Raw genomic sequence first — 14683 nt, 5'->3', positions numbered from 1 at the left:
GGTGGGTTGGTGGTTGCGGTGCCCCGCCCCTCCGCCCCCGGGCACCTTGCGTTCCAACCCTGTCGTCTGCGGTGGGGGAAAGTCCGCAGGAGGCGGACCGCTAGTCCGGACGTTCCGGTGTCGGACGGTGCTCCGGCGGGATCCACGTCGCTGTCCGGGTGTCCTCGGGCTCGGTCCCCGACGGTTCCGGGGGGGTCTCGGGTGGGGCCGGCCAGGTCGCTGTCCGGGTGTCGTCGGGCTCGGTCCAGGCTGGTTCGGGGGTGGTCTCGGGCGGGGGCCAGGTGGGGGGAGCGGTCACGGTGTCGATGGGGTGGGGCGAGGGGCTGCCGTAGTGGCGGTGGCGGCGGCCGGACATCGTGGCGGCGCCGATCAGGAGCAGGGCTCCGCCGCCGAGGGCGTTCGCGACACCGATGCCGAGGCCGTCGCCGCCCGCGGTGAGGGAGCCGGCGGCCATTCCCTGGCGGACCATCCACAGGATGGTGAAGCCGAGGACCAGGACGCCGGAGAAGGCGACGAGGAGCCGGGAGCGCAGCAGGATCCCCAGGAGGGTGATCAGGGTGGCGAAGAGCATGGGGAGGAACAGGGAGCCCATGACGGCGGCCCGGTCCGTGGTGATCCCGTTGAAGAGGTCTTCGATGCGGATCTCGGAGCCGTGACGGCCGTCGTACCAGGCACGGAAGGGGCTCCAGACGGCGGCCGCCGCTCCGAGGAGGGCGATGAGGGACCCGAAGACGTTGCGGATCATCGTGCGTCGTCCAATCTCGGCGCCCCCGTGTGCCCCACGCTATGCCGGGCGGCGTGAGCTCGCCACGCGGGGCAGACTCTGGCCCATGGACACCGGGAAGCTGCGCGCGTGGTGGTCGCACTGTCAGGGGCTGGACGGGGTAGCGGCTGGTTCGGCGGCCGGGACGCTGGGGCGTACCGGGTGGGCGCGGTCCGTGGGTGGGTCCGGGCCGTATCTGGGGCTGTACGCGCGGGCCGGGCTGTCGCGGGAGGCGGTGGACGCGGCGGTGGCGCGGCTGGAGGTCCATGAGCTGCCGTCGGTGCGGGGATGTACGTATGTGCTGCCGGCCGCCGACTTCGCGCTGGGGCTGCGGCTGGGCGCGGGGGCGCCCGAGGGTGAGCTGGCGGCGGCGGTGAAGCACCTGAGGGTGACCGGCGCGGAGATCGAGGGGCTGTGCGAGGCGGTCACGGGCGTGCTGGGGGAGCGGCCGCTCGATCCGGCCGCGATCAAGGCCGCGACCGGTGGCGCCGTCCGCGGGCTGGGCGAGGCGGGGAAGAAGCGCGGGACGGCGACGACGCTGCCGCTGGCGCTCGGGCTGCTGCAGGCCCGCGGTGCGATCCGCCGGGTGCCCGTGAACGGGCGGCTGGACCAGCAGCGGTACGGGTATGTGGCGTGGGGCCTGGACCTGGGGGAGTGGACGGCGGAGTCGGCGCGGGCCGAGCTGGCCCGGCGTTACTTCGGGTGGGCCGGGCCGGCGTCGATGGTGCACTTCCGGTGGTTCTCCGGTTTCACGGCGACCGCCGCCAAGGCCGCGGTGGCCGGGCTCGGTCTGCGGCCCGTCGACGGTACGGATCTGCTGTGGACGGAGGCGACGGCGGCGGAGTACGCGCGGTTCACCGCGCCGGAGGAGCCCTCGTACGCGCTGGTCGCGGGCATCGACGGGATCCATCTGCTGCACCGCGACTTCGGGCGGCTGCTCGATCCGGCGGACGCGCAGCGCCCGGAGCTCACCGGACCGAAGGCGCTGGGCGCCCTGTCGGACTCGCCCGCGCACATGATCGTGGACCGGGGGCGGCTGGTCGGGCTGTGGGAGTTCGACACGGCGGCGCAGGAGATCGTCCGGCAGACGTGGGTGGCGCCGGACGCGGAACTGCGGGCGGCCGTCGCGTCGGCGGAGGCGTTCGTCCGGGATCAGTTGGGCGACGCCCGCAGCTTCAGTCTGGATTCGCCGAAGAGCCGGGCGCCGCGGATCGCGGCGCTCCGGGCGGGGCGATGAGGCTGCTAGCCTGACGCGCTCCTGCCAACCACTGGGGATGGTCAGCCTTGCAGCTCCGCCAACTGCGCCTTGTCGCGGTACTCGCCGTCGTCGTTCTTTCGCTCACCGGTTTCAGCGGGAGCAAGAGCAAAAGCAAGAGTCACAGCAAGGGGGGCGGTTGCAGCAGCAGTCACAGCGGCAGCAGTTCGTCGAGCTCGAATTCCGGCTCCAGCTCCAGCGCGGGCTCCACTTCCGGCTCCAGTTCGGGTTCCACTTCCGATTCCTCGACGTACAGCCCTCGACCGCAGTCCACCAGCACCTACCGCCGGAGCACCAGCTCACCGACGTCCTCCGGTTCGGCCGGTCCGACGGCGCTGCCGGCCGCGATCGACCAGGTGTCCGTCGTGCAGTGCCACAGCTCCGGCGCCGCGCGGCCCACGTCCCAGCTGCGGATCGACAACGGCCGGGGCGCCAAGTCGTACTACTTCACCGCCGTGGTGCGGCTGAAGAACGCCCAGGGCGTGCAGATCGGCAGCTCCACCCTGGCCCGCACCCTGGTGAAGGCCCGCTCGGCGAAGACGGTCGACGTCACCGGGACGCTGGACTCGGGCGTCGCGAGCGGGGAATGGACCGACTGCGCCGTCGCGAGCGCCAACCGCAGCTGAGCTGCTGGGTCCGTGACGGTCAGCGCACCCGGAACTCCCCGCTGCGCGACGTGAACAGCCCCGCCTGACGTTCCGGCGGCAGGTTCCCGAGCGCGATGAGGTGCGGGGCCTGCGCCAGCGCGTGCGCGCGGGCCGCCTCGCGGGCGGACCAGACGGCGCGGACCGTGCCCTGGACCGCCTCCGTCGGGTAGGAGGCGATGACGGCGGCGGCGCGCAGGGCCGCGTCGAGCAGCTCGTCCGCCGGGACGACCTCCGACACGAGACCGGTCTCGTAGGCCCGTCGCGCGCCGATCCGCTCCGCGGTGCCCATCAGCGACATCCGCATCACCTCGCCGTACGGCATGCGCTGCGCCATGAGGACGGACTCGTAGGCGCTGACCATGCCGTACGTCGTGTGCGGGTCGAAGAAGGTGGCGTGCTCGGCGGCGATGACGAACTCGGCCTCGCCGAGGAGGTAGAACGCGCCGCCGCAGGCCATGCCGTTGACGGCCGCGACGACCGGCTTCCACAGGTCGTTGGACTTGGGGCCGAGGCGCAGCAGCGGATCGTCGATGGAGTACGGGGACGGCGGCTGCGGGACGTCGACGGAGCGGTCGATCCCGGTGCAGAAGGCCTTGTCGCCGGCGCCGGTGAGGACGATGGCGCGGACGTCGTCGGTCATCCGGAACTCCCGCCACAGGGCGGTGAGTTCGGTGACGGTGTCGAGGTCGATCGCGTTGTGGCGCCGCGGGCGGTCCAGGGTGACGACGGCGACGCCGTCCTTCGACGTACAGGTGACGCTCACGGCCGCTCCAGCAGCCAGCGCGGCACGGTGACGCCGTCCGCCATCGCGTGGAAGGCGACCTTCACCCCGGCGCCGATGCGGAGTCTCGACGGATCGACGGAGTCGAGCGGGGCGTCGGCCGACGTGACGAGGTTGCCGACCAGGCGGATCCGCGGGGCGTCCAGCAGCTCCACGACGATGGCGTTGTACGGCGCCTGTTCGGCGTAGGCGGGCAGCAGCGGCGGATGCGGGAAGACGTACGACCAGATGCGGCCGCGGCCGCTCATCCGCCGCCACTCGCTGTCGAAGGACTGGCAGTGCGGGCAGCAGGGGCGCGGCGGGAAGCGCAGGACGCCGCAGGCGGCGCACGCCTGGACGCGCAGCTCGCCGCGGCGCGCGTACTCCCAGAAGGGCGCGCCGTCGTCGTCGGGTACGGGCAGCAGCAGTCCGTCGCCGGTCGTGGCGGGGGCGGGCTCGGCGGACCGGGCGGGTTCGGTGGGCAGGGCGGTCATGGCGGTCAGCTCCTCAGCTTCGCAGCAGCAGCGCGGATGTCGGTACGCCCTCGCCCGCCGTGACCAGGCAGGTCGCGGCGTCGGGGACCTGGGCGGTGGAGTCGCCGCGCAGTTGCTTGACGCCCTCGTTGATGAGGTTGAAGCCATGGACGTATGCCTCGCTGAGACCGCCGCCGCCCGTGTTGATGGGGAGCCGGCCGCCGATCTCCAGGGCGCCGCCCTCGGTGAACGCGGCGCCCTCGCCGCGTCCGCAGAAGCCGTAGCCCTCCAGGGAGAGCGGGATGAGCGGGGTGAACGCGTCGTAGATCTGGGCGACGTCCACGTCCTCGGGGGTGAGGTCGGAGTTCTTCCACAGATGGCGTGCGGTGGCCCAGGACGGACCGGTCAGCGGGTCGTCGTTCCAGTAGTTGACCATGCCGTGGTGCTGGGCGGGCAGGCCCTGGGCGGCGGAGTGCACATAGACGGGCTTGCGGCGGCAGTCGCGGGCGCGCTCGGCGCTGACGACGACGCAGGCCAGCGCCCCGTCGGTCTCCAGGCAGTTGTCGAAGAGGCAGAGCGGTTCACTGATCCAGCGGGACGTCATGTACATCTCGCGGGTCAGCGGGCGCTCGTACATCATCGCGGCGGGGTTCTGGTTGGCGCGGTTGCGGCAGGCGAGGGCGACGTTGAACAGATGGTCGCGGGTCGCGCCGAACTCGTGCATGTAGCGGCGGGCGAGCAGCCCGATCTCGTCGGCGGGGCGCAGCAGCCCGAAGGGGCGGGTCCACTGGCCGGGGGTGGGGAGCTGGACCGCGGTGTTGGTCCAGGGGCGCTTGCCGCTGCCGCGTTTGCGGGACCGCCAGGCCACGCCGACGGTCGCCTGACCGGTGGCGACGGCCGCCGCGAGGTGCGCCACGGTAGCGCAGGAGCCGCCGCCGCCGTACCCGACCTTGGAGAAGAAGGTGACGTCCCCGGCGCCGATGGACTTCGCCACCTCGACCTCGTCGGTCTCCTCCATCGTGTAGGAGGCGAAGCCGTCGACCTCGGCGGGTGCTATCCCGGCGTCGTCGAGTGCGGCGATGATCGCGCGGCAGGCCAGGGTGCGTTCGGACTCCACAAGGTTCTTGGCGAACGGGGTCTGGCCTATTCCCACGATCGCTGTCGCGTCCTTCAGGGCACCGCTCACGGACACCTCCCGGCATGGTCATCACTGCTGACAGCCAGTCAGGGTACCGCTAATCTGACGGGTAGTCAGGTAGTGGTGGGCCAGAGGTGACCCGGGATTTCCGGTAGCGGTGGTCAGACAGTCGGTAAGCCCGTTGAGGGGAGCATCATGCGCGGTGACCTGGACTGGGGCAGCATCCCGGGGCTGGTACGAGCGGCGGTACGACAGTACGGCGACCACGAGGCCGTCGTCGACGGCCGGACCCGCATCAGCTACGCGGAGCTGGGCGAGCGCGTCGAGCGGGCCGCCGCCGCCACGATCGCGGCCGGCGTCGAGGCCGGCGACCGGGTCGCCATCTGGGCGCCCAACACGCTCGACTGGATCGTCGCGGCGCTCGGCGCCGTGTCCGCGGGCGGTGTCCTCGTCCCCCTCAACACCCGCTTCAAGGGCACCGAGGCGGCCTATGTCCTGGAACGGACCCGCGCCAAACTGCTCTTCGTCACCGGCACCTTCCTCGGCACGTCCTACGTGGCCTCGCTGCGCCGCGCCGACGCCGAACTGCCGCACCTGCGCGAGGTCGTCGTGCTCTCCGACACCGCTCCCGAGGGGTACCGCACCTGGCGGGACTTCCTGGCGGGCGGCGAGACGGTCTCCCGCGAGGCGGTACGCCGCCGGGCGGACTCGCTGCGCCCCGACGACCCCTCGGACATCACGTTCACCTCCGGGACCACGGGCCACCCCAAGGGCGCGGTCATCAGCCACGCCCAGACGCTGCGCGTCTACAGCGTCTGGAGCGAACTGGCCGGCCTGACCGAGGGCGACCGCTACCTGATCATCAACCCGTTCTTCCACACCTTCGGCTACAAGGCGGGCATCATCGCCTGCCTCATGCGCGGCGCCACGATGGTGCCCCAGCCCGTCTTCAACGTCGACACCGCGCTCGCCAACATCGCCGCCGAACGCATCAGCGTCCTCCCCGGGCCGCCCACCCTCCACCAGTCGATCCTCGACCACCCGGCCCGCGCCCAGCACGACCTGAGCGCGCTGCGCCTCGTCGTCACCGGCGCCGCCGTCGTCCCGCTCGAACTCGTCGAACGGCTGCGCTCCGAGCTGAAGATCGCCACCGTCCTGACGGCGTACGGCCTCACCGAGGCCAGCGGAACGGTCACGATGTGCCGCCAGGGCGACCCCGCCGAAGTCATCGCCTCCACGTCGGGCCGTGCCATCCCCGACACCGAGGTACGCGTCCTGTCCGCGGGGCCGGGCGAACCCGGCGAGGTCCTGGTCCGCGGCTACCACGTCATGCGCGGCTATTTCGAGGACCCCGACGAGACCGACCGCGCGATCGACGCCGACGGCTGGCTGCACACCGGCGACGTCGGCGTCATGGACGCCGACGGCAACCTGCGCATCACCGACCGCATCAAGGACATGTTCATCGTCGGCGGCTTCAACGCCTACCCCGCCGAGATAGAACAGGCCCTGCGCCACCACTCCGACGTCACGGACGCCGCCGTCATCGGCATCCCCGACCCCCGCCTCGGCGAGGTGGGCAAGGCCTACGTCATCCGCCGCCCCGGCTCCACCCTCTCCGCCGACGACCTCATCGCCTGGTCCCGCCGCGAAATGGCCAACTACAAGGTCCCGAGGGAGGTGACCTTCCTGACGGAACTGCCGCGCAACGCGAGCGGCAAGGTGGTGAAGGCGGAGCTGCGGGGGGCGGGGCGGACGCCGCCCGCGTAGCCAGGAAAAAGTGCCTGTTCCTCGAAGACCTCGCAGGTCTAAGCTCTTCGGATGACCTTGGAATGGGAACAGGTAATCGTTCACTCGCTGGACCCGGCGGCCCTGGGACAGTGGTGGGCCGACGCCCTCGGCTGGGTTGTCGTCCACTCCTCCGACGACGAGTTCGAGATCCGCCCGGCACCGGATCGCCTGCCCGGACTGGACTTCGTCCGGATCGATGAGCTCAAGCAGTCCAAGAGCCGACTGCACCTCGACTTCCGGCCCGACGACCAGGCCGCCGAGGTGGCCCGCCTGGAGGCGCACGGCGCCCAGCGCGTCGACATCGGCCAGGGCGAGCAGGCATGGGTCGTCCTGGCGGACCCCGAGGGCAACGAGTTCTGCATCCTGGGCCAGCGGAGCCAGTAGGGCTCCCTCGCGGTGCGCGAGGTGATGCCGAGCAGTGGTATCGATCGCATCGGGCCTGCGGTAGCGGGAGCCAACCCGCCAGGCCGGGATGCACCTCCGCCCCACCGGCCCCCGGTGCTGCCGCTCCGGCCCCGCGCTCTGGCCTCAGCCTGTGAGCCGGTCGTACGTTCCAGCCTTGACGCTGGCTATGAACGACGCGAGCAGGGCGGGGGTGGTGGTGAGGACGACGCCGGGGGCGTCGCTTTCACGGAGGTGGGCGGCTGAGCCGGTCTTTGCTAGTTCGACGCAGTGATCGCCGTCCATGTTGGACGAGTAGGACGACTTCTGCCAATGGAGGGTAGTTGGCATGGGCTTGCCTCTCAGAGTTCTTCGGCGATCCGGTGGATCATGTCCCGCGACTCAGCCGGACCGAGCGCCGATTCCTGGGCTTTGTCAAGGATCGACCGGTACTTCCACAGTTGCGGTTCGGTGTTCACGGCCGAGCCACTTGCTCCGTTCATCAGCACGGTGTCGAGCTTTGCGACCGGGCTTCCCACGTAGTACATCGAGTTCCCAGCACCTCCGAACCCTTCGAGACTGAAGGGGATGATGCGCACAGTCACCCCTGGATGTTCCGATAGGTCCAGGAGATACAGCAACTGCGCGTTGGCAGTCTTACGAGTTCCGACCATGATCCGCAGTGCGGCTTCGTGAATGACTGGCGAGAACTCGGGTGGATCGTCCTTGTCGAGTGCCACCCTCCGTCCCATGCGATGCGCTACACGGGCATCGACGTCCTCGGGTGAGAGCTCTGGTCGGACGTAGGAGAAGACTGCTCGCGCGTAATCCTCGGTCTGCAGCAGTCCGGGGATGTGCGGAATCTCAAGGGAGCGCAAATACGTTGCCCAGTGCTCGAATTCAGCCAGGTCATGGAAAGCAGGAGGCAGGATCCCCCGGAAATCCTCCCACCAGCCTCGGTGGCGTTCGACGGCCATCTTCACCAGGGCGTCGATCAGCGTGGGGTCGCCGCACCCGTAGAAGCCGGCGAGTCGTCGCAACCTCACCTCGCTGAGCCCACTGCGGCCGGACTCTATCTGGCTCATCTGAATCGGGTTCACATCGAGTAGCGCTGCCGCCTCTCGAGCCGTCATGCCGGCTTCATCGCGAAGCCTTCGCAGCTCGTATCCCAGCCGCTCTTGCCGTGCTGTGGGGCTGGTCCTCGTAGGCATGTTCCCTTTTCTCGGGCCGAGTTGAACCGTGTTTGAGGCCCAGGATGGCCGATCTCCCCGATCGGGGCAAGCTTCCGCCGAAAGGTTGCTCCGCCGAAAGCTTTCGGCCTACTGTATGTATCGCCTTGCTCACTCAAAGGTGCGGGCGGCCTACGCCACCCGCACCCTATTTTGCGCTGCCCACAAGGCGAAGTGCACCTTCTGTGAACGGCCGATCGCAGAGGGCGTTGCCACCGTGCGTTGGTGCGGCGCGGAACAACTCCTCACGCTGCCCAGGGAGATCACCCATGGGCACAACCAAGGGCGCCCCCGTGTGGCCGCCGGACGGCCGCGGCGTTCCGCACTCGTACACGATGTTCAGCCCACCACTGGATACGTCACCGAAGATCGCCCGCGAGTTCATCGCCAGCGTGCTGCGGTCGCTCGACCTCGCGCACATCCTCGACGCGGCCCAACTCTGTGTGAGCGAGCTGGGGACCAACTCGCTTCAGCACGCGCCCTGCACCGGGTCTCTGCTGTGGCTGGACGTTCGGAACATCTGTATCCGGATCCACGTGTACGACGCTTCCCCGGCCGGCCCGTTACTGCGTCGCGGCACCCGTGCCTCCGCCGAGCACCGGCGGGGGCTCGTCCTCGTCGACGCTGTCGCCGACCGGTGGGGCACCGAGCCGGGTGGGCCGGTCGGTCTCGGCGGGGTGGGCGGTAAGGGGGTGTGGTGTGAGATCCGTACGCGCTAGCGGACCCCAGTTCGTGCTGCCTCACTCCCATCTCTCTGACCTCAGACCCGGCGCTCCGGATTCCGGCCCATGCGGTTCAGGAGCCGGAGCTGCCGGGACGCTTCCGGCGGGAGGTTCTCCCCGGGCGCCGCGAAGAAGCGGTGGGTTGATTCGGGGGCGGTGGGGGATTCGGCCAGGTCGGCGTAGATCTCCTCGAGGTGATCGTCGATCCAGGCGACCAGGCCGGTGTCCAGGTTCTCGTCGGCGCCGGTGGCCCGGGCGAGGTCCCAGGTGTGGATGACGCTGTCCGTGGTCCGCACGGCGAGGGCCTGGGCTCCGGTCACCCGGCCCAAGGGGTAGTCGAGGACCTGCCGCAGCGCGCCCGGGCGGGCGAAGGCGGCGGCGCACTGCTGGACGGACCGGGTGTACGCGCCGAGCGGTTCGGCGCCGAGAGCGTCGGTGTCCCGCAGGCGGAGGAAGTCCGCGCCGGTGGCACCGTGCAGCAGGCCCACGTAGCCGAGGTTGCCCCGCGTCATGTGGTTGGTCAGGAGGCGCACGTCCCACTCCGTGCACGGAGTCGGCCACGCCCACTGCTCGGCCCGCACCGCCCGCAGCACCCGTTCGAACCCGGCCCCGGCCAGGACGAACCGTTCCATGAGTCCCTCGAAGGCATCGACCATGCCCCCAGCCTGCCCGCCACCGGCGCCCAGCGCTGGCGGGCATCGGACGCCGACCGTTCCCGCGCAGGAAGAGAGACCGGCCACGGCGCCCCCTCCACGCCATGGTCGGTCTCTCGCGTTCCCCCTGTGCGGTCCCGTGCGTTCCGCTGAGTCCCCCCGGACTCTGGATTCGTGCCGGGTCCCCCCGGACCCGTTCACCTGTGGGCTCCCCCGAGCCCCGTGCACTCCTGGGTTCCCCCGAACCCCTGAGCTTCCCCCGTGCGGTCCCCCGGACCGTGGGCTCCCCCGAGCCCGTTCGCTCGTGAGCTCCCCCGAGCTCCTGAGCGTTCCCCCGTGCTTCCCCCCGGTCACCCCTGGCGCTCCCCCGAGCGGGCGGGGCCTGTTGGGTGGCCTCCTACTTGAGGGGCTCCGAGTCGCTGTGCCAGTTGTCGGGCTTGGTCTCGGTGCCGCCGTCGGCGAGCAGTACGTCGGGGATGGGCTCCGTGGTGCTGTCGCTGTGCCAGTTGTCCGGCTTGACGGTGCCGCCGTCGTTCTTTGGCTTTGGCGTCTCGGTGGTCATATGGACTCCCCAGGTTTTGTCGGTCCTGTGTTGCACCCACCCGGTGGCGACCCCCGTGCGCCACCAGGTGGGTAGCTCGTGCAATGAATGGAATCCTGGCATCCCGAGATAATCAACAGATAAACGAGCGCGTTGCTCGGGGTGACCTGCGATTATATGGCGACGGCGGGGGACGATCGGTCGTCGATGAGCCGGCGCACCTCGTCCGCCTCCGGGGAACCGAGCGCGGTGAAGATGCTCAGGGCGTCGTGCCAGCACGCGCGGGCGCGTACGGTCTGCCCGAATCCGGCGAGGGCCCGGCCGAGTACGGTCAGGGCGTTCGCGGTGCGCCATTCGCCGCCGACCTCGCGGAGGATGACGAGGGCCTGCTCGGCGTGGGACGCGGACTGGCGCCACTGGCCGTCCGCCAGGTGCACCTTGGAGAGCCGGAAGAGCGTCATGCCTTCCCAGAACCGCTGCCGCGCTTCGCGGAAGATGCCCAGGCCCTCGGTCAGGCAGGCCGATGCCTCGTTGAGGCGGCGGGTCGCGGTGAGGGCGATGGCCATGGCGTAGAGGCCGTTGCCGAGCCGGAAGCCGACGCCCAGTTGACGGTAGATCGAGACGGCCTGCTCGGCGGTGGAGACGGCCGCCTCCGTTTCGCCCAGTTCCAGCTGGGCGCGGGAGAGGTTGCTGAGCGCGGCGGCCTCTCCGTGCCGGTTGCCGTCCTCGCGGAACGCCTCCAGGGCGTTCATGTGGTACTCGGCGCACTCGGCGAACCGAAGCGCCTGCAGGGCGACACTGCCGCGCAGGTTGGGCGCGTAGCTGCAGGTCAGCGGGTCCTCGGAGGCGAGGCCCAGGATCAGGGAGCGCTGGGCCTCGTTGTCCGCCCCCGCGAACTGCCCGAAGAGCCGGTGGAGTTGGCCGAGGAGCACGCGAGCGCGTCCTTCCACGAGCGGTTCCGCGCAGTCGCCGGCCGTGGTGATGAGGGCCCGCACACCCTGCTCGTACTGCCGGGCGTACACGCCCGACTCCATCAGGTCCTGGGCCGCCCACAGCAGGTCGACCGCCCGCCGCATCGGGCCCTCGCAGCCGCCTCCCGCGGTCTGCTGCACGGCGGCGAGCAGGCCCTGGGCCTCGGAGAAGAGCCATTCCAGGGCCTCTTCGCGGGTGCCGAAGGCCAGGCCGGTCCTTTCGGTGGGGGCGAGGTGGTCCAGGACGCGGTCGCCGGGGTTCTCCAGCTCGTACGCGCACGCGGCGGAGGAGAGGTAGAAGTCGAGCAGCCGGGACAGCGCGCGGCAGCGGGCCTCGTCGGTCTCGTCGCGGTCGGCGCACTCGCGGGCGTAGAGCCGCAGCAGGTCGTGGAAGCGGTAGCGGGCCGGGGCGGCGGACTCGATGAGGCTGATGTCGACGAGGGCTTCGAGCAGTTCCTCGGTCGAGTACGGGTCCATGTCCAGGACGGCGGCGGCCGCGTCCAGCGAGATGTCCGGGCCGTCGGGCAGCGACAGCAGGCGGAACGCGCGGGCCTGGAGCGGCTCGAGCTGGCCGTAGCCGAGTTCGAAGGTGGCCTTGACGGCCAGGTCGCCGGCGCGCAGTTCGTCGAGGCGGCGGCGCTGGTCGGCGAGCTTGCGGGCCAGGACGGCGACGGTCCAGGTGCGGCGCGCGGCCAGCCGGGAGGCGGCGATGCGGATGGCGAGCGGCAGGAAACCGCAGGCGGCGACGACGTCGAGGGCGGACTGGCGCTCGCTGGTGACACGCTCCTCGCCGACGATCCGGGTGAAGAGCTGCAGCGCCTCCTCGGGGCTCATCACGTCCAGGTCGACGAGGTGGGCGCCCGCGAGGTCGACCATCCGGACCCGGCTGGTGATCAGCGCGGCGCAGCCGGGCGTACCGGGCAGCAGCGGCCGGACCTGGGCGGCGTCGTGCGCGTTGTCGAGCAGCGCCAGCACCCGGCGGCCGTCGAGGGTGGAGCGGTAGAGCGCGGCGCGGTCCGCGAGCGAATCGGGGATCGCGTTGTCGGACAGGCCCAGCGCCCGCAGGAACGAGCCGAGGACGGCTTCGGGTTCCGCGGGCCTGGCGTCGGTGCCCTGCAGATCGACGTAGAGCTGCCCGTCGGGGAAGGCCTCGCGGGCGGCGTGGGCGACATGGACGGCGAGGGTGGTCTTGCCGACGCCGCCGATGCCGGCCAGCGCGGAGACGGCCATGACGCCCTTGTCGGCCTCGGTGAGCTGGGCGCCGAGCTCCCGGACGAAGGCGGCGCGGCCGGTGAAGTCGGAGACGGTCGCGGGGAGCTGGGCCGGCCGGACCACCTCGGCGGTGTGCGCGCCGGGCCCGGCGGGGGCGGCCAGGCCCGGATCGGCCTCCAGGATCCGCTGGTGGAGTTCGCTGAGCTCGGCGCAGGGGTCGACGCCCAGCTCGTCGGCGAGCAGCCGGCGGGTGTCCGCGTACACACCGAGCGCCTCGGCCTGCCGCCCGCTGCGGTAGAGCGCGAGCATCAGCAGGCAGCGCAGCCGTTCGCGCAGCGGCTGCTCGGCGGAGAGCGCGGTCAGTTCGGAGACGGCCTCGGCGTGCGCGGCCAGCTCCAGGTCCAGTTCCAGGCGGGTCTCGGTGACGGTGAGCCGCCACTCCTCCAGCCGGTTGCGCTGGGCCTCCGCGTACGGGCCCGGCAGCCCGGCCAACGGCTCGCCGTTCCACATGGCCAGCGCCGTCGCGAGCAACTCGCGGGCCCGCACCGGGTCGCCCGCGCCCCGGGCCTTCTCGGCCTCGGCGGCGAGCCGCTCCGCCGCGGCGAAGTCCAGCCCGTCGGGCGCCACGTGCAGTGCGTAGCCACCGGATTCGGTGACGAGCGCGTCGGCGCCGAGCGCCTTGCGCAGCCGGAAAGCGTACGAGCGCAGTGCGGCCAGCGCGGTGGTCGGTGCGGTCTCGCCCCACAGGGCGTCGAGGAGTTCGGATGCGGTCGCGGTCCGGCCGCCGCGCAGCAGCAACGCGGCCAGGAGCGCGCGCTGCTGCGGGGAACCGGTGACGATCGGCTGGTCGTCGCGCCATGCCCGTACCGGACCGAGAACTGCGAACCGCAGTCCCCGGCCGGGCCCTGTCGCGCTGTCCATGCTGCCCCCTGAGGCGTGCCGGCCGATGCGGTGTCAATCGGCACGACGCGCGTATATCTATCGTTCATCGCGTACCGGAACAGTGTCCGCATGACGGGTGGGGCCGATCGCTCAGCCCCCCGTCCCGTGCCAGTTTGCCGTGTCGGAGGGCCGGGGTCACCCCGTGCTAGGGCCCGACCCGGCGTTACGGGGAAAGTTGTGCTGAATTTGAGGTTCCGTCTGTGTCTGCCCGCGGCTTGTGCTGTGTGAATTTCGGTGGTGCCGGTGTGTTTCCTGGTGCGAGGGAGGTGAGAGGTCAGTCATGTGTTCACAATGCGTACCGGTGGCGGTGACAAGAGGCGGCTCCGGATCCGGTTCCGGGACCGGATCCGGTTCGGGAAGCGGTTCAGGACCGGGTTCGGGGTCAGGGTCGGGTTCCGGCCATGGTCCGGGGTCCGGATCTCGCCCCCGGAGCGGAGCCAGGGGCCTGGCGGCCGTCGACCGCCTGCCCGGACCGTGGTTGCGGCGACGGGCCGCGTGGGCACCGCAGTCGGTGCCGGCGCTGCCGTTCCCCGACGGCGCCACGGCGGGCACCGCCGGTTGCAGCTACCGGGAGTTGGACCGCCGGGCACGGGCGGTGGCCGCCCGCCTCGGGCAGTTGCTGCCGCCCGGCAGCCGGGTCCTGCTCGCCTACCCCGAAGGGGCCGATCTCGCGGGGGCGTTCTTCGGCTGCCTCTACGCGGGGATGACGGCGGTGCCGCTCGTGCTGCCCGCGCCGGGCGTGACGTCGGCGGTGGCCCGCTGCGTCGAGCGCTGCGCGCCGGCCGCGGTACTGACGGGCGGCGACGGCTGGACCGCGCTGGCGGTGGACCGGTCCCGTACGCAGGTGGTGGAGGCGGACGGCACCCTCGTCGGCGGTGAGCCGGTGTGGAGCCTGGCCGAGAGCTGGCGCCCGGTGGGCGTCCTGCGCACCGCGCCGGGCTACCAGCGCTACCTGGACGACGGTCCGGCGGGCGGCCGGCTGGAGCCGGCGATGGGGCACGGGGATCTGGCGGACGTGGTGGCGGAGCTGGCGCAGGCGGTGCGGCTGGGGACGGAGGAGGAGAACGTGGGGTGGATCGCGGCGGTGCACGGGGTCGAGGACGCGGTGTGGCGGATTCTGCTGCCGACGCACGTTTCTCTGTAGCGCGCGGGTGGGCCGGGAACAGAAGGCCGTTCACGTAGCTGACGGATCGTCAGATGGGCGC

General features: G+C 71.4%; 16 protein-coding genes. 6 read left to right on the top strand and 10 right to left on the bottom strand.

The window, feature by feature from the left end; genetic code table 11:
• Positions 1 to 100 precede the first annotated feature (100 nt).
• Positions 101 to 745 carry a hypothetical protein gene (locus LNW72_RS17950; RefSeq protein ID WP_250980493.1) on the bottom strand — a complete coding sequence of 215 codons (645 nt, stop codon included), beginning with the start codon at positions 743 to 745 and terminating at the stop codon, positions 101 to 103.
• An 85-nt stretch (positions 746 to 830) separates the two neighbouring features.
• Here LNW72_RS17950 and LNW72_RS17945 point away from each other — a divergent pair, with 85 nt between their 5' ends.
• Positions 831 to 2000, top strand: coding sequence for a DNA glycosylase AlkZ-like family protein (locus LNW72_RS17945; protein WP_250976350.1), 1170 nt, complete (start codon positions 831 to 833; stop codon positions 1998 to 2000).
• A 169-nt stretch (positions 2001 to 2169) separates the two neighbouring features.
• Here LNW72_RS17945 and LNW72_RS41210 read toward each other — a convergent pair whose 3' ends face one another.
• On the bottom strand, positions 2170 to 2292 hold the full coding sequence (locus LNW72_RS41210) for a hypothetical protein (protein ID WP_285369611.1): 123 nt from the start codon (positions 2290 to 2292) through the stop codon (positions 2170 to 2172).
• Between the two features lie 91 nt (positions 2293 to 2383).
• Here LNW72_RS41210 and LNW72_RS17940 point away from each other — a divergent pair, with 91 nt between their 5' ends.
• Positions 2384 to 2644 (top strand): hypothetical protein, encoded by a 261-nt coding sequence (locus LNW72_RS17940; protein ID WP_250976349.1) that lies wholly within the window; start codon positions 2384 to 2386, stop codon positions 2642 to 2644.
• A gap of 19 nt (positions 2645 to 2663) precedes the next feature.
• Here the strand turns inward: LNW72_RS17940 and LNW72_RS17935 are convergent, their stop codons facing one another.
• The 3 genes from LNW72_RS17935 to LNW72_RS17925 are packed head-to-tail and all read right to left on the bottom strand — an operon-like array spanning position 2664 to position 5084.
• Positions 2664 to 3428, bottom strand: a complete 765-nt coding sequence (locus LNW72_RS17935; RefSeq protein ID WP_250976348.1) for an enoyl-CoA hydratase/isomerase family protein — start codon at positions 3426 to 3428, stop codon at positions 2664 to 2666.
• Positions 3425 to 3919, bottom strand: a complete 495-nt coding sequence (locus LNW72_RS17930; RefSeq protein WP_250976347.1) for a zinc ribbon domain-containing protein — start codon at positions 3917 to 3919, stop codon at positions 3425 to 3427. The genes LNW72_RS17935 and LNW72_RS17930 overlap by 4 nt, the downstream gene beginning before the upstream one ends.
• A 13-nt stretch (positions 3920 to 3932) precedes the next feature.
• Positions 3933 to 5084 carry a lipid-transfer protein gene (locus tag LNW72_RS17925; RefSeq protein WP_250976346.1) on the bottom strand — a complete coding sequence of 384 codons (1152 nt, stop codon included), beginning with the start codon at positions 5082 to 5084 and terminating at the stop codon, positions 3933 to 3935.
• A gap of 147 nt (positions 5085 to 5231) precedes the next feature.
• Here LNW72_RS17925 and LNW72_RS17920 point away from each other — a divergent pair, with 147 nt between their 5' ends.
• Together LNW72_RS17920 and LNW72_RS17915 are read left to right on the top strand one after the other, a co-directional pair.
• Positions 5232 to 6806 carry a FadD3 family acyl-CoA ligase gene (locus LNW72_RS17920; RefSeq protein ID WP_250976345.1) on the top strand — a complete coding sequence of 525 codons (1575 nt, stop codon included), beginning with the start codon at positions 5232 to 5234 and terminating at the stop codon, positions 6804 to 6806.
• Between the two features lie 51 nt (positions 6807 to 6857).
• Positions 6858 to 7211 (top strand): VOC family protein, encoded by a 354-nt coding sequence (locus tag LNW72_RS17915; RefSeq protein ID WP_250976344.1) that lies wholly within the window; start codon positions 6858 to 6860, stop codon positions 7209 to 7211.
• A 144-nt stretch (positions 7212 to 7355) separates the two neighbouring features.
• Here the strand turns inward: LNW72_RS17915 and LNW72_RS17910 are convergent, their stop codons facing one another.
• Entirely contained in the window at positions 7356 to 7559 is a 204-nt protein-coding gene (locus LNW72_RS17910; protein ID WP_250976343.1) for a DUF397 domain-containing protein, read from the bottom strand.
• An 11-nt stretch (positions 7560 to 7570) separates the two neighbouring features.
• Positions 7571 to 8419: a helix-turn-helix transcriptional regulator gene (locus tag LNW72_RS17905; RefSeq protein ID WP_250976342.1), complete on the bottom strand. Its 849-nt coding sequence runs from the start codon at positions 8417 to 8419 to the stop codon at positions 7571 to 7573.
• A 287-nt stretch (positions 8420 to 8706) separates the two neighbouring features.
• On the opposite strand from LNW72_RS17905, the gene LNW72_RS17900 reads away from it, so the two are divergent.
• A complete protein-coding gene (locus tag LNW72_RS17900; protein ID WP_250976341.1) occupies positions 8707 to 9156 on the top strand; it encodes an ATP-binding protein in 450 nt (149 codons plus the stop codon).
• 41 nt (positions 9157 to 9197) lie between these two features.
• On the opposite strand, the gene LNW72_RS17895 is transcribed toward LNW72_RS17900, so the two are convergent.
• The 3 genes from LNW72_RS17895 to LNW72_RS17885 form a co-directional block, all read right to left on the bottom strand.
• Positions 9198 to 9815 carry a TIGR03086 family metal-binding protein gene (locus LNW72_RS17895; RefSeq protein WP_250976340.1) on the bottom strand — a complete coding sequence of 206 codons (618 nt, stop codon included), beginning with the start codon at positions 9813 to 9815 and terminating at the stop codon, positions 9198 to 9200.
• Between the two features lie 394 nt (positions 9816 to 10209).
• A complete protein-coding gene (locus tag LNW72_RS17890) occupies positions 10210 to 10374 on the bottom strand; it encodes a hypothetical protein (RefSeq protein WP_250976339.1) in 165 nt (54 codons plus the stop codon).
• A gap of 152 nt (positions 10375 to 10526) precedes the next feature.
• Entirely contained in the window at positions 10527 to 13457 is a 2931-nt protein-coding gene (locus LNW72_RS17885; RefSeq protein ID WP_250976338.1) for a BTAD domain-containing putative transcriptional regulator, read from the bottom strand.
• A 499-nt stretch (positions 13458 to 13956) separates the two neighbouring features.
• On the opposite strand from LNW72_RS17885, the gene LNW72_RS17880 reads away from it, so the two are divergent.
• Positions 13957 to 14622 (top strand): AMP-binding protein, encoded by a 666-nt coding sequence (locus tag LNW72_RS17880; protein ID WP_250976337.1) that lies wholly within the window; start codon positions 13957 to 13959, stop codon positions 14620 to 14622.
• Positions 14623 to 14683: the final 61 nt, after the last annotated feature.

Source organism: Streptomyces sp. RKAG293 (genome assembly GCF_023701745.1).
Taxonomy (GTDB): domain Bacteria; phylum Actinomycetota; class Actinomycetes; order Streptomycetales; family Streptomycetaceae; genus Actinacidiphila.
Note: the sequence above shows the minus strand (reverse complement) of the source record. Positions and strands in the feature narration are given on the sequence as shown.